The organism is Vibrio sp. 10N.286.49.E11, from assembly GCF_041469505.1.
Lineage (GTDB): Bacteria > Pseudomonadota > Gammaproteobacteria > Enterobacterales > Vibrionaceae > Vibrio > Vibrio crassostreae_C.
Map to the genome: position 1 here is coordinate 1 of NZ_JBFRKQ010000022.1, position 20,985 is coordinate 20,985.

The window sequence follows — 20,985 nt, forward strand, 5'->3', positions numbered from 1 at the left end:
TTTTCCGGATTGGTATGAGTCTTATTATTCGTCTCAGAGTTTGTAGAGGCGCTTTACGTTGATCACGAGCTCTGATATTCCGACACTTATTATTAAGCTCTGCTCTCTCTAACAGCGCTTGATTACGTAAGTTTATACTTGTGGCTATTGGTTCGTTGATTAACTTTTCCTGAGCGTCTTGAGAGCTCTATCTCCTACTAATTTGAACTGGCTGATAAAGATGCCTCGTTTCTAATAACAAGGTTTTGTTGGTCGGTAACTCTTGCTATCTCCCTCTACTTAATAGATTAATCTACAGGCAGTTACGTGAACTCCCCGGTTATAACGGTTTATAGTTGGAACGTTGATGGCTATTTAATTGTTAATTCAACGTGACTTTAAGTGGGCATCTGTCTGCGGGTAAATATCTTTAAGCGCCTTCTCTCAAGCTGATCTCCATTTGTTCTTGAACTTCAAGGTATCACTTTTCTCTATGACTCCTCTCGAACCTCTTATAAGGACTTGTTTATAAGAATGGTAAAACTACGTACAGACACAACTAAAGTCGTTCTCCGTGTGTTTGAGAAGCCCAGTTGAGCAATTTCATGGTTAGTTGGTATTGGGCAGGTAAGGGTTCGATGAGTTTGGTTTATAGCTATTGTAGAAGTTATCTATGGATAAGTAACAGATACAAAAAAGCCGATGCTAGGCATCGGCTTAGTTTGAGACACTTTAAATTAAGCTGGTTGAACTAGAGCGAGCGCTTTACGAGAAACCTCGTGAGCTGCTTTCGTTAAGTTTTGCTTCTCTAGTGCGTCAGATAGGTATCCGTAATCTGAAACATTTGAACGAAGTGCTAGGGCTTTTTCGAAGTGGCTTTGTGCTTCCGCCCACTTCTGCTCTCTTAAGTAGAACTGAGCCAGCGCGCTGTGTGCTTCGGCATTACCACTGTCTTTACTAATTGCACGTTCTAGCATGACCACTACTGGGTGGTGATCGGATAAGTTCAGCTCTGGAAGCAACATGTAGAGTTCATTTGACCCACTCTTTGCAATGTTCTCTTTGATCACAGTGAAGGCTTCTGAGTCAGCTTTGCGAGCGATAAGTTGCTTCACAAAGCAGGATACAAGGTGCGAACTTTGTTTCTGTTTTCTTGAAAGCTTGTTCCAATGGCTGATTAAACCTTCGCTACCTTGCTGTTGTGCCACATCATGAAGTAGCCCACATTGTGCTTTCTGTTCTAATTCACGTTGCTCATCAGCTGTTAGAAGTTTGTTCTTAACTAATTTAGGAGTTAACTCTAGCAATGGCTGCCATAACTTCAGTTGCAAGTAAGTGGCTTTTAACAGGCCAAGTACAGCAGTGTTATTAGGGTATGTGCCTTTTAGGGTCGAAAGTGTATCGAATGCAGCTTCGTAGTTTGACTCGCTGATTTGCTGTTTAGCTTTAGTTAGCTCAACCGCTAGTAGAGAGTCGTCCTGTTGGCTAGCAAGCTCGATGTACTTATCTCGCTCACTTGTATTACCTTGTTCGTGTGCCGCTTGAGAAGCGACTAAATAACAAAGTAGAGGCATGTCGTGATGATTAGCCCAGCGAGTTACTTTCTTCTCAGCGCCTTTCCAGTCACCTTCAAGCAGCTTGATGATGCCTTCATTGGTATAACGACGAGAGCGTTTCAATTTACGAACACTGAACCAATTCCAAGTTGTCGAGCTCGCGTACATAAGCTTTTTAAATAGGTACTCTAAGCCGAATAGAGCCGCTAGAAGAGCGATGACGAAGATAACCAGTGTTGTCACGCTCATCTCAATGGTCTTATTCGCAATTGAGATCAGAACGTAGCCTTGTTGACCAGAGAACTGAGTACCAACAATTAACCCAGCACCTAGAACGAGAAAAAGAAAAATCCAACGAATCATTATTTTTCCTCCGTGGTCATAACGGTGACTTCACGACGTAGGCGCTCACGTATCACATCTGACAACTCATTTTGAGACTCAAGCTTTACAGGGTATTTCACAGAGATGTTCTGTTCACTTAGCTGTTTAATCGCTTTCTCAAATTCAATCACTGAGTTGTTATCTTGATTTAGATAAGCTTTCGACCACTCGCTAGCGGTATTAAGAGCTGCGCTATAGAGTTCACCTTGTTCTTTGTAGACGGCGCGAATCGCGGTTTCTAATTTACCTTTGATGTTTTCACGCAGGTAGAAGTGCTGTTCTGGTGATAGTAGAGGGATAACTTCGCCATCACGACTGCGGAATGTGATGAAGTTTTCTGAGAAGTCTTTCATCGACGTCATCAGGTTGTTCTGCCAATCATTAATATCTTGCGATACCGCTTTTTTCTCAACAACCGCAGCTTCCGGAAGAATCGCATTGGCAAGCGGCAGTGTATCGACTTGCTGTTGCAAGCTTGTGATACGCAGAACTAAGCCGTCACGGTCGATCAGAGGAATAGTGCGAAGCTTGGTAATGTCATTGGTCATTGATTGACGCAGTGACACTAAGCTCGGGTCATTCAGTGCTGCGATACGTTGATCGGCGCTTTCCATTAACTTGGTTGCGCTAACGGCATCATGCTCGAGGAACAGTTTACGTCCTGCTAGTTTCACAAGGTAATCGGCTTCGGCAAGTAACCAGTCATTCGGGCGGCGACCTTTCACGTCAGCCACTGCTAACTGCAGGCTTTGAATGCTCTTCTGCTGTTGAGATTGCACGACCTGAGTTTTCTCCACCGCGTGTGAGGCTTCTTGGATAGTCTCTTGCTTGATGGTTTGTAGGTCTTTATTTACCGCAGATTGGGTATTTTGAAGTTGTGCTTGAAGAGCGGCTATTTGAGCCGAGTATTCAGCGCTCTTTTGCTGCATTTGAAATGCGATACCGCCACTGAAGATAATTGAAATAGCGATCGCAATAGCGCCTAGTTTGACACCGCGCTTACCTTGCTTTTCTGCTTTCTCTATTTGCTCTTTATGCTCAGCTTGAGGCTGCTCATTTTTAGCGGTATTTGAAGCAGAGGCATCAAGCTTCTGTTCAGGTTGTTTTGTCTCTGTAGAGTCAGCTTTTTCGTTTTCAACAACTACTGGCTGAGTATCTTGTTTCTTTTCAGGTTCAATATGCTCATTATTTTTTTTGCTTGTCATGCTTATTTCCTGTTTCTAGCTAGGGCCGGAGAGCAGCCAGTAATATTTGGTTCGTAGCACTGTGAGTATTGGTCACATTCGAGAAGCCGAGTTGTTGTGCTCGTTCTACAATGCGCTGGCTTGGGACAAATAGATGTCTTGTTGAAAGCCAAGCCAAATACTCATCAGGGGTAATTGAGCAGAGATACTCCAATTGTTCCTGACTAGTGATGACAACTTTGGACGTTTTTTTGTTTATCCATGTTTGATAGGTATTGTGGTCGCTAATAGGAATATATTCTCTACGGTAGGTCTCACAATAAGAGACTTGTGCACCTCGATTGAGTAGAGAATCCCTAATGAGCTCACGCCCACCATTGCCACGTAGTATCAAAATGGACTTATTTTCTACGCCATTAAGTTCGGTAAGTTTAAGAAGATGTTCACTATCACTAACTTGAGGATAGTTTACTTTTTGTTTACAGACTTTGCTTAAAACGTGCGCAGTTTTTTGACCAACGCCAAGATAAAGCGGCGAAGTAGGCCAAATGGATGAGGTTTTTGAAAGGATGCTTTGGGCAGCCGCCACGGCGTGGTGACTGACTGCAATAATGATATCGCTGTTATTAAGCTGGGTGCTTAAATCCGCAGAGTTGGGATTATCCACGATACGAATCAGCGGATGATGGATTGCTTGAACCCCTTCATCCGCTAGTTGTTGGCAAAGCGATTGTCCCTCTGAACCGGGACGAGTCACCAACACTGTCATGATTATTCTTGGTCAACGTAGAGCTTGGTTAAGATTTCTCTCGCGCCATCATCCAGCAATTGATTTGCCAGAGTCACGCCAAGTGCTTCTGCATCTTTGCGAGGGCCAGAGATCTCACCACGAACCATCTTAGAACCGTCCGGTTCACCAACTAATGCACGTAGCCAGATGTTTTCGCCATCTAATAATGAGTAGCTGCCGATAGGAACCTGACAGCCACCTTCTAGGGTAAGGTTCATTGCACGTTCGCACAGTACACGATCAGCCGTGTCTTTATGATTCAGTGGTTCAAGGAGTTTAATCAGACGCTCGTCATCAAGGCGACACTCAATACCAACAGCGCCTTGGCCAACAGCAGGGAGAGACTGCTCTGGTTCGATGAAGCTACGAATACGCTCTTCTAGCTCTAGACGTTTAAGACCTGCAGCAGCCAGTACGATCGCATCGTATTGACCATCATCGAGTTTACCTAGACGAGTGCCAACGTTGCCGCGCAGCTCTTTGATGATCAGATCTGGGCGGTATTCTAACAGTTGGCATTGGCGACGCAGACTGCACGTACCCACGACAGCACCTTGTGGGAGTTCGTCGATGTTGTTGTAAGTGTTTGATACGAAAGCGTCACGCGGATCTTCGCGCTCACAAATTGTTACCAGACCTAGACCTTCAGGGAAGTCGACAGGTACATCTTTCATTGAGTGAACCGCTAGGTCAGCACGACCTTCTAGCATGGCTACTTCAAGTTCTTTAACGAACAGTCCTTTACCACCCACTTTAGCAAGCGGAGTGTCTAGGATGATGTCACCTTTGGTCACCATAGTTACCAACTCAACCTCTAAACCAGGGTGAGCAGCTTGCAGTGCATCCCTTACAAAGTATGCCTGCCAAAGGGCAAGAGGGCTTTTTCTGGTCGCGATACGGATTGGTGCTGAATTTGTCATGGTGTTTCCGATATAGGTTCTGTAATAGCCTAATCCTACCATTATGAGGCGAGAATTCTTACTGTTTGATCATTCCATACTTTGATAGCTGAGAGATTTTCATGAGTTCACCAAAATAGTGTGATTAGTATCTCATTTGAAACATGGGCTATTATTAGAAATAGTCAATAAAGAGGACACTACGGCGCCGTGAGTTTAACTTTCTGTCATCAAGGAATTGACCAGTATGACGGGTTCCTTTGCTTTACCATTAAGGGTAAAAGTGTTAAATTGATCACGTTTTGTTGCTCCTTTCGTTCAGTAACTAAACAGAACTGCACTTAACCTCAAACCAAGGACTTACCTTGCAGGCTTACACTCAAACTTTGATTCAACGATTAGACAATCTAAATCAGCAGCGCATTGATCGTGCGTTGGCGTTGATGAATGTGCAAGGCCAGCGAGTATTCAACCTTATTCCCGCACTGCTTCACTTCAATCACCCGATGATGCCTGGTTATTATGACCAACAAGTTCCTTTTGGAATTCGTAGCTTCACGCTTAATGAATTCCAAAAGCAATTTGTCTCTGATACCGAATTAACGCTGGGTGGCAAACTCACCGAGACGGATGAACCAGCAATCCTTGGCTTGTACACCATGGGTAGTACTTCTTCTATTGGTCAAAGCACTTCAAGTGATCTTGATATCTGGGTGTGTGTTTCCCCGGATATGGATGGCGCCTCTCGCGATAGCCTAACCAACAAGTGTCTCTTGATTACCGATTGGGCTGAAACCTTGGGAGTAGAAGCGAACTTCTTCTTGATGGATGAAGAGCGTTTCCGTTCGAACCATTCAGAAGAGATGACCGGCGATAACTGTGGTTCTTCACAGCACTTATTATTGCTTGATGAGTTTTATCGCTCTGCGGTTCGTTTGGCTGGTCAGCGTTTGTTGTGGCAAATCATTCCGCCAGAAATGGAAGAGTGTTACGACGAGTATGTTCAAGGTTTGTGTCAGGATGGCTATCTTGATTGCTCGCAGTGGATCGATTTCGGCAAGCTGAATCGCATTCCCGCTGAAGAGTACTTTGGTTCAAACCTGTGGCAGCTCTATAAGAGTATCGACTCACCGTATAAATCGGTTTTGAAGGCGATCCTGTTAGAAGCCTATTCATGGGAATACCCAAACACCCAACTGCTGAGTATTGATACCAAGCGTCGCTTCTTCGCGGATGAACCGGATCTGTATGGCATGGATAGCTACTATCTGATGCTTGAAAAGGTAACGCGCTATCTAGAACGCATTAACGACCACACTCGATTGGACTTGGTAAGGCGCTGTTTTTATCTTAAGACCCACGAGAAGTTGTCACGAGATGCGGGCATTGGCTCCGTTGCGTGGCGTCGTGAAGCCTTAACCGAGATGACTAAATCTTGGAATTGGGGACATGAAACCATTGCTGAGCTCGATAACCGCCGTAACTGGAAGGTTGAGCAGGTTAAAGTGGTGCACCATGCACTGCTTGATGCCTTGATGCTGAGCTATCGTAATCTGATTCAATTTGCGCGTCGTAACGACATCACTTCGGCAATCAGTCCACAAGATATCAGCATCTTGGCACGTAAGCTTTACGCTGCGTTTGAGGTATTGCCAGGTAAAGTGACACTGCTGAACCCACAAATCTCTCCGGATCTGCATGAACCCGACTTGAGCTTCATCGAAGTTCGTCAGGGTCAGTCGAATAAAGCAGGTTGGTACTTGTATAAGCAGCCACTGGTTGCACACCGCATTCTTGGTCAGCCTTCTCTAGAGCACCATGAGTACTTGAGTAAGTTGGTAGCATGGTCGTTTTTTAATGGCTTGATTACCGAGTCGACACGTTTGCACTCTGTGGTACGTGACGCTCACATCGATATCGATAAGTTCTATCAAATGGTGAGCGACCTGCGTAATACGTTTTCTTTGCGTAAGCGTCGCCCAAGTATGCAAGCACTGGCGAGCCCGTGTGAAATAAGCCAACTGGCGATGTTCATCAACTTTGAAAGTGACCCAACTTCTGAATTAAGTGGTCGTGCGTTGAAGGTTGATCTTAAGAACGCCGATATCTTCAGTTTTGGTGAAGAAGGTAAGAGTTTAGTCGGCAGTGTCGACTTAGTTTATCGTAACTCTTGGCATGAAGTACGTACGCTGCATTTCCAAGGTGATACGGCAATGCTGGATGCGCTGAAGACGGTGCTTGGCAAAATGCACCAAGATGCTTTACCGCCAGAATCGGTTGATGTGTTCTGTTACAGCAAAAACCTGCGTGGTGTGATGCGTAACATGGTGTATCAACTGCTTGCTGAGTGTATCGATTTACGATTGAAACCGATTGAACCCGAGAAGCGCCGCCGCTTTAAGGCTATTCGTTTAGCTAATAAGATGTTTGGTCTGTTCTTCGAACGTCGTGGTGTGTCGGTACAGATGTTGGAAAACTCGGTCGATTTCTACCGTAGCATCTCAACCAATAAGCTCAAAGGCTCACCTTTACTGATGCTCGATAAAGAGCAAGAGTATCAGCTACCAGAAGTGGTGGATGGTTTTGCGAGTGAGGGCTTGATTCAGTTCTTTTTCGAAGATACCGACAAAGGCTTCAATATTTATGTATTGGACGAGTCGAACCAAGTTGAGGTCTACCACCAGTACAGCGGTGAAAAAGATGAGATGATCGCGAGCGTGAATTCTTTCTACACATCGGTAAAAGATGAGTCGAAGATGTCGTCTAAGTTGATTAACTTTAACCTACCTCAGTACTACCAAATCGTTCATCCTGAAGAAGGCAATTCTTACGTTGTGCCTTATCGTAACGATGCAACTTTAGCTTCTCGGAGCTCAAAGATAGTCAACATCTAGTCTTACTAAGCCCGATTGATATTGAAAAAGGAGTGATTGATTCACTCCTTTTTAGTTTTGCTTACAAATGATTAGACCCAATCGATCGCTTCACCTGCGTGCTTCACGCATTCTTCTTTAACCATCTCAAACAGCTCCATGCCCGTCTTTGAACATGTCCACTTGTCGTCAACTAGCTTGAAGTGAAAGCCACCAGATTTAGACGCTAACCAGATTTCTTTCATTGGTTCTTGGCGGTTAATGATGATTTGGCTGCGGTTCTCAAACTCCAGCGTCATCACGTTACCAGTCACTTCGTAATCAATATCTGCCTCTGATTCATCGATAGCTTCTTCGATGTTTTGCATCTGTATATCGACCAGCTGATGAAATTCAGTCTCGTTCATCCTTTCTATCCTATTGCTTTTCCTGAGTGTGGTGCGATTATAGGGGGCATTGAGTTAATAATCACGATATGCAAAATGAAAAAATTAATTACTGCTCTATTTATGATGTCCGTTATTGGACTTTCTGGTTGTGGTCAAACGGGTCCTTTGTACGATCCTGATGAAGTTCAGCAAACCGAACAATCACAATAAGTGAAAACACGCAGAAATCGTTATTTATAAGGGATAAGAACTTTGGATTACTTCAACTATCAGGAAGATGGCCAGCTTTGGGCTGAGGACGTCGCACTTTCACAACTAGCAGAGCAATATGGTACACCGCTGTATGTATATTCTCGTGCAACATTAGAACGCCACTGGAATGCGTTTGATTCATCGGTTGGTGAGCATCCGCACTTGGTGTGTTATGCCGTTAAAGCTAACTCAAACCTTGGCGTGTTGAATACTTTGGCTCGTTTGGGCTCTGGCTTCGATATCGTTTCTGGCGGTGAGCTAGAGCGTGTGGTTGCTGCCGGTGGCGATCCAGCAAAAGTTGTATTCTCTGGTGTCGGTAAAACAGCTGCTGAAATGAAGCGTGCGCTTGAGTTGAACATTAAGTGTTTCAACGTAGAGTCTGAACCAGAACTAGAGCGACTGAATAAAGTAGCTGGTGAGCTTGGTGTTAAAGCGCCGATTTCACTGCGTATCAACCCAGACGTTGATGCGAACACTCACCCTTATATCTCTACAGGTCTGCGTGATAACAAGTTTGGTATCGCTTTCGACCGTGCTCCTGCTGTTTATGAGTTTGCAAAAACACTCGATAACTTGTCTATCCATGGTATTGATTGCCACATTGGTTCTCAGTTAACGGATATCGAACCTTTCATCGATGCAACCGATCGCCTACTTGCGCTGATCGACCAGCTACGTGCTAACGGTATCAACATCAAACACCTTGATGTCGGTGGCGGCTTGGGTGTGGTTTATCGTGATGAATTACCACCACAGCCTTCTGACTACGCGAAAGCTTTATTGGCTCGCTTAGACAATCATTCTGATCTAGAGCTGATTTTCGAGCCTGGAAGAGCGATTGCTGCTAACGCTGGTGTATTATTAACGAAAGTCGAGTTCCTCAAGCCAACAGAGCACAAGAACTTTGCCATCATCGATGCAGCAATGAACGATCTAATGCGCCCAGCACTTTACCAAGCTTGGCAGGATATTGTTCCTGTGAGCCCTCGTCAGGGGGAAACTGTGACTTACGATTTGGTTGGCCCAATCTGTGAGACAGGCGATTTCCTAGGTAAAGATCGTGACCTTGTTCTTGAAGAAGGTGATCTGCTAGCAGTTCGTTCAGCGGGTGCTTATGGCTTCGCGATGTCATCTAACTACAACACTCGTTCGCGTGCGGCTGAAGTGATGGTGGATGGCGATAAAACTCACTTGGTTCGTCAGCGTGAAGAGCTTACGAGTCTGTGGGAACTTGAAAACATTCTTCCGGAGTAATTTTAAGCGTTATGCACTTCCACTTTTCTAAAATGCATGGTTTGGGCAATGATTTCATGGTCGTGGACTGCATTACTCAAAATATTTTCTTTTCTCCAGATTTGATCCGTCGCTTGGCGGATCGTCACACTGGCGTGGGCTTTGATCAGCTACTTGTGGTTGAGGCTCCCTATGATCCAGAAACTGATTTCCATTACCGCATATTCAATGCGGATGGCAGTGAAGTGGAGCAGTGTGGCAATGGTGCACGTTGTTTTGCACGATTCGTTCGCATGAAAGGCTTAACGAATAAGTACAGCATCAACGTGAGTACCAAGAAAGGTAAAATGGTTCTCAAGATTGAAGAGAATGACCTGATCACGGTGAACATGGGCATTCCTGAGTTCGAACCCGGCAAGATTCCATTCAAGGCCAAGCAGCCAGAGAAGACGTATATCCTAAGAACGGATGTACACACCTTATTCTGTGGTGCGGTAAGCATGGGTAACCCACATGTGGTTACCGTGGTTGATGACGTCGACACGGCTGATGTGGACACCTTAGGCCCACTACTTGAATCACATGAACGTTTCCCTGAGCGTGTTAATGCTGGCTTTATGCAGGTCGTTAACCGTGAAGAAGTTCGTCTACGTGTTTACGAACGCGGCGCGGGTGAAACTCAGGCATGTGGCAGCGGAGCGTGTGGCGCAGTTGCAGTGGGTATCACTCAAGGCTTACTGGCTGAGAATGTGAAGGTTCGTCTACCAGGCGGTGACTTACACATTAGCTGGCAAGGCCCGGGTAAACCTCTGTTTATGACCGGCCCTGCAACGCATGTGTTTGATGGTCAACTTTCTTGCTAATAACGACCCAAAACAAATATATTCATAAAAATAAAGGATAGGTTTTGTCTTACGTTGAAGCCGACGCACTCACCGCAGAAGTGGTCGCGGAATATTTACGTGATAACCCAGATTTTTTCCAAGACCGAAAAGATTTGGTTGATCGCCTTGCTATCAATAACGTTGAGCAGGGCGCTGTTTCTCTGGTTGAGGTTCAGCTTAAACGCCAACGTCATCGAATCGAAGAGCTTGAAGAAGAGATCACTGGCTTGATGTCGTTGGCAGCAAATAACGATAAAACCTTCTATGAGTTTATGGATCTGCAAGCGCAAGTGCTGAAATGCAGTGACTTCATGCAGGTGATAAAAGCCGTTGAACAAAAAGCGTTAGATCTTGGGCTTAAGGCTCATGTTCGTATTCTTTCGCAATCTGGCTTTTATCAGTTGAGTGCTGAGGGTTACTCTAAGTTTTCGCTTAACCATTTCAATGGCAAAGATGCTTATCTTGGACGCTTGAGAAAAGCCGACAGACACGATTTGTTTGGTGATTATCCAGTTCCAGAGCTAGGCTCTTATGTAGTACTACCGCTTGCTAAGCAGTCTCCATTGGGTTTGCTCGCCTTTTCTAGTGAAGATGGCGGACATTTCCAACCCCATATGGATACGCTCTTTTTACGCCATTTAGCACTTGTTGTCGCTCATTTGGCGGACACCTTACCTTGGCAGATAAATAATGAGCCTAGAGCCCAAAATACCTCTTCCTAACAGCCTTCAAAAGCCACTTTCTCGCTTCTATGAATATCTCCGAAGCGAGAAGGGACTCAGCCTACACACCCAACGTAATTACAAACAACAACTTGAAACCATGGCCGGTCATTTAGTCACTCTAGGGCTAAAGGATTGGGGTCAAGTCGATGCGGCGTGGGTCAGACAACTGGCCAGTAAAGGCATGCGTGAGGGAATGAAAGCGAGCAGCATTGCAACGCGCTTATCGTCACTGCGCAGCTTCTTTGATTTCCTTGTGTTGCGTGGCGAAATGACCGCCAATCCAGCCAAAGGTGTCTCTGCACCTCGCAAACAACGCCCTTTGCCTAAAAACCTCGATGTTGATGAAGTGGGTCAACTGCTTGATGTGAATGAGGACGATCCATTGTCGATTCGTGATCGAGCGATGATGGAGGTGATGTATGGTGCTGGATTACGACTGGCAGAACTGGTCGGCATCAATCTGAAAGATGTGTTGGGTCGACAAGGCGAAATCCGAGTGATTGGTAAAGGCGACAAAGAACGCAAAGCGCCTTTTTCTGGTTTAGCTAAAGAGTGGGTCGATAAATGGCTCAAAGTTCGTGGTGAATTGGCTTCACCGGGTGAAACCGCGCTGTTTGTCTCTAAGCTCGGGACTCGTATCTCTCACCGCAGCGTGCAAAAGCGCATGGAAGAGTGGGGCAAGAAGCAATCTGTCGCGAGCCACATCAGCCCGCATAAACTGCGTCACTCCTTTGCAACGCATGTGCTGGAATCGAGCCAAAATCTTCGTGCTGTGCAAGAGTTGCTTGGCCATGAAAACATCTCGACGACCCAAGTGTATACCCACTTAGATTTCCAACACTTAGCACAAGCTTATGATCAGGCTCACCCGAGAGCTCGTAAGAAGAATAAAGATTAGATTAAAGGGTTTACTATGCGAATTTATCGAGGGTTAAAGCCCATCAAAGCCATGACCTTTGACTTGGATGACACCCTGTATGACAACTGGCCTGTGATCATGAAGGTTGAGAAAGAGATGGCACAGTGGCTTTATCAAAAGCACCCAGTGTCGGCTTCTTTATCGCTTGAAGAGTGGCAGGGCATTAAGCAGCAAGTCGCATCTGAAAACCCAGCTTTGAAACATGATGTCACCGTGTGGCGTGAAACTCAGATTAAGAGTGGTTTGCTGCAATTGGGTTACTCTCTGCAGCAAGCAGAGCAAGCGGCTCGAGAGGGCATTGAGCATGCCTTGTGGTTGCGTAATCAAGTCGATGTCCCTCAAGAAACGCATCGAGTGATGACTGAACTTAGCCAACGTATTCCTCTGGTTGCGATTACCAATGGCAATGTCGATCCACACAAAATTGGCTTAGGGCTGTACTTTCAATTAATCCTTAAAGCCGGCCCTGATGGCAGAGCAAAACCCTATCCAGATATGTTTGAAAAAGCTCAGCAACACCTAGGTTGTGACGCTGAGAATATTCTTCATGTTGGCGATCACCTCAAAACGGATGTCTATGGAGCCAAGCAAAATGGCTTCCAAGCGTGCTGGTTTAATGACACTGGTTCCAATTTATACCGCTCCCCGAAGGCGAGTGTGCTCCCTGATGTTGAAATAGACCAACTTAGCGATCTTATGCGACTAATTTAATGGCTCGGTAAGCTTATTGTGTCGCATTTATGCTATTGAATTGTTACATTAGTCGCCTATAAAAGCCTGATTAGGCTAGGATAATTGGCGACTACTTTTTATCGATTCATTTCAGTCATAGCAGTGGTTGCGGGTTGTTACTTCACTCGATTTTGAACAAGGGTTGGCATGCAAACATTTACATTTCTCGCAAATACTGAGGCGTTATTTAGAGCTCAATTTGATCAGCGAGAATGGTGTGACAGCAAACAGTACCTTATTCAAATTTTCTCAGCTCAATCTTCAGATCTAGCTCGTCAAATCGCGGGTGTTGCCCTCAATCGTTTAAATAATGCGACGCTAATTGGCCAGAGTGCTCGTCATGTTATCTGTGATAATTGCCTTGAAAGTGCATGCACCTTAGTCATCATCAGTGAGTTCAACGAAACCCATCTAACCTCTGCGGTCCAGCCTTTTTCCGGCAATCCAAATCAAGACAGCCAAGAGCTCGCTTCTCAACTAGATCTCTCGAAAGATGCTAAAACGGTCATCAGCCTATGCGATCAGGTTGAAGGGCGTGATTATCCTATTTATAGCGCTTTTGAAAATTTGCCTTACGCCTTGCCGATAGCTGGTGGACTGTGCCATGAGAATGAATTTGGCCGTTGGGTTATGTATAACGAGCAAACCTACCAGCACGCCTGTGTTGCTGTGGCTCTGACTAACCCAAGATTGAAGGTTTGGTCGGACGCGTACTCTGAGTGGAACCCGATTGGGATGAAGCTACGAGTCACACACGCAATCGGAAATCGCTTATACGCATTGAACGACAAGCCGGCTATTGAAGTATTTAAACATTACCTTGCGGATGGCAAAGACCTTCCTTTTAGCCAGCTGATGAGCTTTCCGCTTTATCGAGAACTTGGCAGAAAGAAGGGTATCTCGACGCCGCTACGTATTAATGATGATGGCAGTATCGAGTTTGATAGCCCTTGGCATGTCGGTGAAGAGGCGCAGTTTTGTTATAACCACCCATCTCTCACTGCAGAAAAGGTACGCCACGGGGCCGAGATGCTAGCCATGCATCAGCCTGAATCGGTGATCATTTATAACTGTGTATCTCGACTTGAGTTTATCGACAGTAAACTTGAGCTCAAGCCATTTGAAGGGATAGTGAATACATGTGGTGCCTACTGCATGGGGGAGCTATACCGTAATGAAGACCGCCAAGAGATACTGCACCATAGCCTGACTTATATCGCTATGCGCGAGTCTGACGAGATTAAAGAGTTTCATTGCGAAGACTTTCAGTGTGGCTCAACCGTGTCGCCATTGCTTAACCTTGTCAGAAATGCAGTCGCTGATCTTGACAGTATGAATACTCAGATGGAAAAGAAACTCCATCAACAAGCGCGTCGCTTAACCGAAAGCTATCGTATTGACTCGCGTACTGGTTTGCCGAACCGTATCGTATTGAAAGAACGCCTCAATACTATTCTGTTTAGTGAACACTTACTCACGTTAAAGCTCACGAATTTCCATCAAGTTAACGAAAAATACGGCTATCAAGTGGGTGACCAGTTACTGCTTGATCTGTCTAATCACTTCATCGAGCGATTGCAGCTTCGTGTCGTCAAAGAGCCTCGCGTGAAAGTAGAGCTGTTCAGTATTGGTGTCGGAGAGTGGGCGATTATCTTTAATGCCAGTGTTGGTAGTGCGAAAATAAAAGAAGGTTTCGTTGAGTTCGCCGATGACATCGAACACATAAATTTTGAGCCGTATGGTTTGGCTGATATTGATTACCTGTCAGTTTCTCTGTGTGGCGGCTTTGCTAGTCGTTGTGACTTCTTAACCGACAGTGGTGACCAGATCTTATTGAAAGCGATCGAAGCTCGACGCTATGGAGTACGTAACAATACCCACATCACCAATGCCAAAGATATTCAGGTGAGCGAAGAGGACCGCAAAGAGCAACTCGGTTGGTTGAGTTGTGTAAGTCGTGCGATTCTAGATCAGAACATCATCACCTATTCCCAGCCGATTGTGGAGTCGGTTACGCACGAAATGATTGGCCAAGAGTGTTTGGTCAGAATCATGGAGTCGGACGGTACTATTGTGCCACCAGGAAAGTTCTTACCTATCATTGCTGACACCCATCTTTACACGCGCCTTAGTCGACACATGATTAAGAGCACTATTGGCTATATGGCGGATAAGCAGAGCTCATTTTCTATCAATCTATCCCCACAAGATTTGTTGAGCGATAAGACGCTCGAGGTCCTTGAGGCTGCGATCAGTGGTATGAACGATCCTACTCGACTTGGTTTAGAAGTTCTCGAGTCTGAACAGATTAAAGATTATGGCCGCATGATTGAGGTGTGTGATCACTTCCGTGCGCTTGGGGCGAGAATCATTGTTGATGACTTTGGCTCTGGTTACTCCAACATCGAGGAAATCATTAAGCTTGAGCCACAGATCATTAAGCTCGACGGTAGCTTGATTCGTAATATCGACAAAGATCAAAAACAAAGAAACATAGCCTCTCAGTTGATTCGTTTGTGCCAAGTGTTCAATGCCAAAACGGTCGCTGAATTTGTCCATAACCAACAGGTTTGTGAGATAGCAGAGCAAATGGGTGTCGATTATCTGCAGGGTTACTACTTCGGTGAGCCTAAGCGACTGTTTTAGCAGTTAAAGCTTCCCGCATTGTGTAACGACTGGCTATAAAAGTACTGCGCCGCCATTAATGACTGCTTTTTGGCGGAATGAATGATGTCTAACTAAGGTCACATTATTCATAACGCGATCGCAAGTATTCCGTGCAAGCCTTATCTATAATAAGCACAATAATAAATCATTAACGTAACGATTAATGTGAATATGCAGTCGACTTCTCTCCTGATACAAGACATTGAGCAAACCCAACGTGAATTGGAAAAGATAGATTTTCATCAACATGAAAGCCTACTGATTCAGGTGTTTTCGTCTTTCGAGAAAGGTTCTGTTTTGGCTGCCTGCCAAGTGATTCAATCGACTTTTCCCAATGCCAAATTGATTGGTTGCAGTGCTAACCACTACATTAGTCAAGGTGTCATCCTGCACCAAGGTCTTTATCTGATTGTTACCCGCTTTGACGCGACGTCTTACTCTTGTGGTGTTGTCGAATATAGCGAACAACCATTGCTCGATAGCCACGCTATGTGGCAACAGCTTGAGTGCAATGATAATACTCAAAGCATCATCTGTTTCGCAGACCGCTTGCAGATAAATAACCGAGATCTATTTTCAGCGTTTGAGCAGTCGATGTATTCATTACCGATCTGTGGCGGTGCATCGACCATCACAGATAATGGGCGATGGGTGATGTTAGACGGCATTTGCTATGAAAATGCCTATGTGATGTTGGCGCTGCACAGTGTTGAGCTCTCCATCGCTAAGGGTTACTACACTGAATGGAATCCGATTGGTCGAACTTTTCGAGTGACAGGTGCTCAAGAGAACCGGTTGTTGGAACTGGATGGGATGCCTGTTCGCGAACTCTACAATCGTTACCTCGCTGATGGCCTCGAAGTGCCTTTTGAGCAACTGCATAACTTTCCCTTGATGGTCGGTGACCCGAAAGAGCAAAACATTCACTTACCGCTCAAGGTAACGGAAAGTGGAGAGATAGAATTCAGCGGCCTGTTCCAAGTGGGCGATGAGGTCCGGTTTTGTTATGACCATCCATCACTGACCTTAGAGCAGATACGACTGGGCGTGCAGCAGATCGCCTCTCATAGGCCAGAACAGTTCTTCATTTATAACTGTACATCTCGTATCGACTTTATTGATGGCAACCAAGAGGTTGAGGTTTTCCAAAAATTGGCCGACAGCTATGGCGTTTACTGCATGGGAGAACTTTATCAAGAGAATGGCCAACAGCGAATCTTGCACCATAGCCTCACTTATCTTGCGCTTAGAGAAGGCGAGGGTAAGGCGGTATTGCCATTAGAGACGCAACCCGCGACCAACATATCCCCTCTGTTTTCATTGATCCGAAATGCACTGCTTGATGTCGATGACATGAACAACAGCATGGCGAGTAAGATTCAGCAGCAAGCCACTGCATTGACGGCAAGCTATCGAATTGATCACCGTACAGGTTTACCCAATCGAAGTGTGCTGCGTGAGAAACTGTCGAAGATGAGCAGTGATAGCCACTTACTAGCTTTGAAGGTCACGACCTTTGGTCAGATCAATGAGAAGTATGGTTATCGAGTAGGTGACAAGCTTCTGCATGATTTGAGTGAGTACTTTCAAAAGGCGCTGTGGCAGTTCTTTGATGAGGGCTGTCAGCTCTACAGTATCGGTATTGGTGAGTGGGCGGTGGTGTTTGATAGCTGGGCGAGCCAAGAACATATTCATCAGCGATTTTCTGAATTTGCCGATCAAACCGAGCATGTGAATTTTGAGCCTACCGGTTTACCTGATATTGATTACTTGTCGGTGTCTATTTGTGCGGGTATTGCCAGCCGTCGAGATTTTCCTACTACCTCTATTGATGACTTATTGTTGAAGGCGATTGATGCGCGGCGCAGCGCCGTCAGCCAAAACAAACACCTAGTGAGCGCCAAGGCACTCATTCAATTGGAGAAGCATCGCCAAGAGCAACTTGGTTGGCTGTCGTGCGTGAGTCGCGCGGTGCTTAATCAGAATATTGTGGCGTGTTCTCAACCGATTGTCTCAGCACACAGTCATCAGGTAGAGAGCTACGAGTGTTTGGTTCGAATTGAAGAGGACGGTCAGTTAATTGCACCGGGTAAGTTCTTGCCAATCATTGAAGGAACCCATCTCTATACACGCCTCAGTCGTCAGATGATAACGCGCACCTTCGATTTTATGAGTCAGCGAACCGATTCGTTCTCAATTAATTTAGCGCCACAAGATTTCAGCAATGAGAAAACCATTCTTCACCTTGAACAAGCGATCAAGAAAATCAGTCACCCACAGCGTATTGGCTTGGAGGTGTTAGAAACGGAACAAATTCAGGATTACGGTCGCTTGATTGAGGTGTGTAATCACTTCCGCGATCTTGGTGTGAATATTATTGTTGATGACTTTGGTTCGGGCTATTCGAACATTGATGAGATATTGAAGCTAGAACCACAGGTGATCAAGCTTGATGGCAGTTTGATTCGCAATATTGATAAAGATAAAAAGCAGCGCAAGATCGCTCAGCAGTTGGTGAGCTTATGCCAGATTCTGAATGCTAAGACGGTGGCGGAGTTCGTTCATAATGAGCAGGTGTGCCGTATTGCTGAAGACATGGGGGTCGATTACTTGCAAGGGTATTACTTTGGTCAACCTCAGCGTTTGTTTTGATGGAGCGAGCGTTTCACGTGAAACACTGGTTGGCTCAATAACGAAAATACGATGTAAAAAGGGTGAGCTTATGGCTCACCCTTTTTGTTTTTAGTGTCTGTCTCGTCCCGAAATGTGTTTTTACCTTCCCGCGCGCCTGCTTGGTCTATTTGAGGGCGTGGCCACACTTGTCGGCGTGGAACACTTTTAGATAATGCTGGTAGTAGTCATCAATGAGCTTGGCAGATTCACTTTCACCTAAAGATTTGAGTAACTCAATACCCACTTCACAAGTACACAAGTGGCCACTGTCTTGGTTGCGGCGCAAGGTGTATGAAGATTCGCTGGTAATATCGAGGTGAACTTGCGGAACGGCTTGTAACCACGAGCTCTTGTTAAGCATCTTCTTCGCTTCTTGCCATGTGCCATCCAAGATGATGAATAGCGGCTTACGGCTCTGGGCTTGGGTCATTACAGCTTGCTGGCACTCGACACTTTGATCACTTGGGAATAAAAGAAACGGTTGTCGTGTTTCATCGTCAAGCAGTGCGATGAGCTCCGCTGGTGGTGTTTTCCTTTGCCATACAATGGACTGACACTGATCAAGGGATTGCTGAAGCAGCTTCCCTGTATTGGTATCGCGTGACAGTTCATTCTCATGAGTGAGCAGTACAAGATCGATTTGGCTTGCGACACTAGGTATCAGGTGACAAATACATTGGTGAGTGAAGCTACAACCATGGCAAGCTTGTTGGTTACTCATGTTTACAACTTCACTCCACTTTGTGCGGGTGAGATACCATCAGCAAACAAAACCACGTCGCTGATATCAGCATCATCTGCAACTGGAGCGACACTTGGGTTTAGCGGGTAGCTGACACCAGAGTATGAAAGTGTGTGTTTCGCCGGTGTTGCACCGCCGCCACTGACATTGAAGATCAGATCCTGCCAGCCGTGGTTTTGCGATTTACCTAAGCGTATGTCGCCCTTAACCAGTGTCACTCGGCTATTGAAGCGCCAGTTATCTTGATGGTTTTCGAAAATTAGCAGTGTACAGCCACCAGAACCACACCAATCGAGTTGGGCGAACAGCTCTTCTTTACCGTCGCCGTTGAGGTCGTAGGTTAACCAGCGGTATTTAGTGTCGTCAGGTGAGCTGTTGTTGATCTTAAAGTATTCGCGGATCGCTTGGTCGACTTTTGGATCAAGTTGATCGCTGGAGTTCACCTGCTTTGCGGTTAGATCAACGTTAGTGGTGGTGTTTACTTGTGCTTGCGCACTCTTAGCTTCGAATAGCACCAGACCGCCATTGGCAATCGGATACACCACGTTGCCCACTTTCTCTTTTTCAGCGATTAGCTTGCCATTATCGAGTGTGAAGATGCGCTCGGAGATCAAATATTGTTGCTGGTGGCGAGTCATAACCACTTGTACCTGATTTTGGTTCAGTTGCTGCCAGAAGCCTTGTTCAACAATAGAAGGGTCTCCATTGCTGTATGAATAAGTCGTGATAGCACTGTGGTCATTGTTGAGTTCAAGGTTGATAGAGAACCCTGAGTTTTGCGTTGAGCTAGCGAAGTAGAGTCCGCTCCAGTCCAGCGTTGGATCTTGGTTAGAGACCGTCGCACAGCCATTGTAGTTACTGTCATTGAGGTTAAGATTGGCATGCCATCCATAGATAGAATCGCTCATGCCGTCGCTACAGCTCTCTTTTGTAAGGTTGAGTTTGCCTTGTGCAGCTTTACCTTCTAATTGGTAGTCACGGCTGCTCGATGTGGTGCGGCTTGATTCAATATCGAGGGTCTGTGGCTGTTCGCCCATCTTGGTGTATTTCAGCTGGTCTTTATCGAAGGTTGCTGACCAGAAGGGTTCATTACCAAATACTCGTGTTGAGCGCAGCGGTTGGACGCAGCGATCTGGGTTCTCTGCGGTTAGGATGTTCACTTGGTCAACCACGAAACGCGCTGTGAAATCTGCGTTATAACCCGTTTGGCTCGGCACGGTTAGGTGACCAATCAGCTCGCCATATAAGGCTTGGTAAGGTCTCGTTGAGAGCCCTTGTGCTTCTAACGCTAACTCTGGAGATAAGTCTAACCAGTATTGTTGTTGGCTACCGCAAGGAGTGAAGGTTCGGCTTTCATGGCCAACCACCACCTGACCACGCATGATGAAGGTTTGCGGTTGAATGCTCAGTGGCTCATCCAAGTTTGCTGGGGGCTGTTCAGGTTGTTGCGGCGTATCAGGTGCCGTAACACAGCCTTGTAGAGCGAACGCGACTAGCCATGTCACTGGGTTTTTCATTACCTTCATGTTATATCTTCCTCGGAGCAACCGTTAATTGGATTTATTATGGCATATTGGTTATTTAAAACAGAACCCGACACCTTCTCTATTCAGACTCTTAGAGTACAAAAAACCTCTTGTTGGGAGGGTGTACGCAACTATCAGGCTCGAAACATGATGCGTGATGACGTCAAGCTTGGCGATCTGGTGATGATATACCACTCATCATGTAAAAAAGTTGGCGTAGCGGGGATCGCTAAAGTAACCAGAGAAGCCTACCCAGACCACTTTCAGTTCGACCCTGAGAGTGATTACTACGATCCTAAGTCTTCACCCGATAACCCACGCTGGATCATGGTGGATGTCGAGTTTGTGCGAGTGACTGAACGCTTGATTCCTTTGGTTACGCTTAAAGCCATGCCTGAACTCTCCGAAATGCCCTTGGTGAAACGCGGTAATCGCTTATCGATCATGCCGGTTACCGAACAAGAGTGGCAGGCAATCTTAAGCAAAGAAGTGTTAGGTTCTCGATAGCGTTAGAGAGAGCTTTTTACGTAAGGTTCAAAAAAGGCAGCCAGTTGGCTGCCTTTTTATTTATTCAGATC

The 20,985-nt window shown here is 45.7% G+C and carries 17 protein-coding genes; 10 read left to right on the forward strand and 7 right to left on the reverse strand.

The features are described from left to right. Positions 1-716: 716 nt before the first annotated feature. Genes AB4167_RS03320 through hemC form a run of 4 tightly spaced genes read right to left on the reverse strand, consistent with a single transcriptional unit; the run spans position 717 to position 4,813 of the window. A complete protein-coding gene (locus AB4167_RS03320; protein WP_017061005.1) occupies positions 717-1,898 on the reverse strand; it encodes a heme biosynthesis protein HemY in 1,182 nt (393 codons plus the stop codon). Further along, positions 1,898-3,124 carry a uroporphyrinogen-III C-methyltransferase gene (locus AB4167_RS03325; RefSeq protein WP_017061006.1) on the reverse strand — a complete coding sequence of 409 codons (1,227 nt, stop codon included), beginning with the start codon at positions 3,122-3,124 and terminating at the stop codon, positions 1,898-1,900. The genes AB4167_RS03320 and AB4167_RS03325 overlap by 1 nt, the downstream gene beginning before the upstream one ends. A 19-nt stretch (positions 3,125-3,143) precedes the next feature. Further along, complete coding sequence (locus AB4167_RS03330; RefSeq protein ID WP_017061007.1) at positions 3,144-3,872, reverse strand: uroporphyrinogen-III synthase; 729 nt, start codon at positions 3,870-3,872, stop codon at positions 3,144-3,146. Positions 3,873-3,874: 2 nt separating this feature from the next. Further along, entirely contained in the window at positions 3,875-4,813 is a 939-nt protein-coding gene (hemC, locus tag AB4167_RS03335; protein ID WP_017061008.1) for a hydroxymethylbilane synthase, read from the reverse strand. 344 nt (positions 4,814-5,157) lie between these two features. Here hemC and AB4167_RS03340 point away from each other — a divergent pair, with 344 nt between their 5' ends. Beyond that, positions 5,158-7,686 (forward strand): class I adenylate cyclase, encoded by a 2,529-nt coding sequence (locus AB4167_RS03340; protein ID WP_372112367.1) that lies wholly within the window; start codon positions 5,158-5,160, stop codon positions 7,684-7,686. A 71-nt stretch (positions 7,687-7,757) separates the two neighbouring features. On the opposite strand, the gene cyaY is transcribed toward AB4167_RS03340, so the two are convergent. Then, the gene (cyaY, locus tag AB4167_RS03345) at positions 7,758-8,072 is read right to left on the reverse strand and encodes an iron donor protein CyaY (protein ID WP_017061010.1); all 315 of its coding nucleotides are present in this window, start codon (positions 8,070-8,072) and stop codon (positions 7,758-7,760) included. A gap of 75 nt (positions 8,073-8,147) precedes the next feature. Here cyaY and lptM point away from each other — a divergent pair, with 75 nt between their 5' ends. The 8 genes from lptM to AB4167_RS03385 all read left to right on the forward strand — a co-directional run bounded on the left by lptM (position 8,148) and on the right by AB4167_RS03385 (position 18,118). Continuing rightward, complete coding sequence (gene lptM, locus AB4167_RS22175) at positions 8,148-8,264, forward strand: LPS translocon maturation chaperone LptM (RefSeq protein WP_017068592.1); 117 nt, start codon at positions 8,148-8,150, stop codon at positions 8,262-8,264. Positions 8,265-8,306: 42 nt separating this feature from the next. Continuing rightward, complete coding sequence (gene lysA / locus AB4167_RS03355; RefSeq protein WP_017066756.1) at positions 8,307-9,560, forward strand: diaminopimelate decarboxylase; 1,254 nt, start codon at positions 8,307-8,309, stop codon at positions 9,558-9,560. 11 nt (positions 9,561-9,571) lie between these two features. Next, entirely contained in the window at positions 9,572-10,402 is an 831-nt protein-coding gene (gene dapF / locus AB4167_RS03360; RefSeq protein ID WP_017061013.1) for a diaminopimelate epimerase, read from the forward strand. Positions 10,403-10,446: 44 nt separating this feature from the next. Further along, positions 10,447-11,145: a DUF484 family protein gene (locus tag AB4167_RS03365; protein ID WP_017061014.1), complete on the forward strand. Its 699-nt coding sequence runs from the start codon at positions 10,447-10,449 to the stop codon at positions 11,143-11,145. After that, positions 11,114-12,046 (forward strand): tyrosine recombinase XerC, encoded by a 933-nt coding sequence (gene xerC / locus AB4167_RS03370; RefSeq protein ID WP_017061015.1) that lies wholly within the window; start codon positions 11,114-11,116, stop codon positions 12,044-12,046. The genes AB4167_RS03365 and xerC overlap by 32 nt, the downstream gene beginning before the upstream one ends. Before the next feature lie 15 nt (positions 12,047-12,061). After that, complete coding sequence (yigB, locus tag AB4167_RS03375) at positions 12,062-12,778, forward strand: 5-amino-6-(5-phospho-D-ribitylamino)uracil phosphatase YigB (RefSeq protein ID WP_017068593.1); 717 nt, start codon at positions 12,062-12,064, stop codon at positions 12,776-12,778. A gap of 168 nt (positions 12,779-12,946) precedes the next feature. Beyond that, the gene (locus tag AB4167_RS03380) at positions 12,947-15,445 is read left to right on the forward strand and encodes an EAL domain-containing protein (protein WP_372136131.1); all 2,499 of its coding nucleotides are present in this window, start codon (positions 12,947-12,949) and stop codon (positions 15,443-15,445) included. 192 nt (positions 15,446-15,637) lie between these two features. After that, positions 15,638-18,118: an EAL domain-containing protein gene (locus AB4167_RS03385; RefSeq protein WP_017063759.1), complete on the forward strand. Its 2,481-nt coding sequence runs from the start codon at positions 15,638-15,640 to the stop codon at positions 18,116-18,118. A 145-nt stretch (positions 18,119-18,263) separates the two neighbouring features. On the opposite strand, the gene AB4167_RS03390 is transcribed toward AB4167_RS03385, so the two are convergent. Both AB4167_RS03390 and AB4167_RS03395 read right to left on the reverse strand, forming a co-directional pair. Beyond that, positions 18,264-18,860 (reverse strand): tRNA-uridine aminocarboxypropyltransferase, encoded by a 597-nt coding sequence (locus AB4167_RS03390; protein ID WP_017061019.1) that lies wholly within the window; start codon positions 18,858-18,860, stop codon positions 18,264-18,266. 2 nt (positions 18,861-18,862) lie between these two features. Continuing rightward, positions 18,863-20,407: a COG3650 family protein gene (locus tag AB4167_RS03395; protein WP_372136132.1), complete on the reverse strand. Its 1,545-nt coding sequence runs from the start codon at positions 20,405-20,407 to the stop codon at positions 18,863-18,865. Between the two features lie 39 nt (positions 20,408-20,446). Here AB4167_RS03395 and AB4167_RS03400 point away from each other — a divergent pair, with 39 nt between their 5' ends. Then, on the forward strand, positions 20,447-20,914 hold the full coding sequence (locus tag AB4167_RS03400; protein WP_017061021.1) for an EVE domain-containing protein: 468 nt from the start codon (positions 20,447-20,449) through the stop codon (positions 20,912-20,914). The last annotated feature ends 71 nt before the right edge of the window (positions 20,915-20,985 follow it).

Bases quoted from the DNA above. Each gene is read 5' to 3' on its own strand.
- AB4167_RS03320 (WP_017061005.1), bottom strand. From the start codon at position 1,898: ATGATTCGTTGGATTTTTCTTTTTCTCGTTCTAGGTGCTGGGTTAATT.
- AB4167_RS03325 (WP_017061006.1), bottom strand. From the start codon at position 3,124: ATGACAAGCAAAAAAAATAATGAGCATATTGAACCTGAAAAGAAACAA.
- AB4167_RS03330 (WP_017061007.1), bottom strand. From the start codon at position 3,872: ATGACAGTGTTGGTGACTCGTCCCGGTTCAGAGGGACAATCGCTTTGC.
- hemC (WP_017061008.1), bottom strand. From the start codon at position 4,813: ATGACAAATTCAGCACCAATCCGTATCGCGACCAGAAAAAGCCCTCTT.
- cyaY (WP_017061010.1), bottom strand. From the start codon at position 8,072: ATGAACGAGACTGAATTTCATCAGCTGGTCGATATACAGATGCAAAAC.
- lptM (WP_017068592.1), top strand. From the start codon at position 8,148: ATGAAAAAATTAATTACTGCTCTATTTATGATGTCCGTTATTGGACTT.
- dapF (WP_017061013.1), top strand. From the start codon at position 9,572: ATGCACTTCCACTTTTCTAAAATGCATGGTTTGGGCAATGATTTCATG.
- xerC (WP_017061015.1), top strand. From the start codon at position 11,114: ATGAGCCTAGAGCCCAAAATACCTCTTCCTAACAGCCTTCAAAAGCCA.
- yigB (WP_017068593.1), top strand. From the start codon at position 12,062: ATGCGAATTTATCGAGGGTTAAAGCCCATCAAAGCCATGACCTTTGAC.
- AB4167_RS03380 (WP_372136131.1), top strand. From the start codon at position 12,947: ATGCAAACATTTACATTTCTCGCAAATACTGAGGCGTTATTTAGAGCT.
- AB4167_RS03385 (WP_017063759.1), top strand. From the start codon at position 15,638: ATGCAGTCGACTTCTCTCCTGATACAAGACATTGAGCAAACCCAACGT.
- AB4167_RS03390 (WP_017061019.1), bottom strand. From the start codon at position 18,860: ATGAGTAACCAACAAGCTTGCCATGGTTGTAGCTTCACTCACCAATGT.
- AB4167_RS03395 (WP_372136132.1), bottom strand. From the start codon at position 20,407: ATGAAGGTAATGAAAAACCCAGTGACATGGCTAGTCGCGTTCGCTCTA.
- AB4167_RS03400 (WP_017061021.1), top strand. From the start codon at position 20,447: ATGGCATATTGGTTATTTAAAACAGAACCCGACACCTTCTCTATTCAG.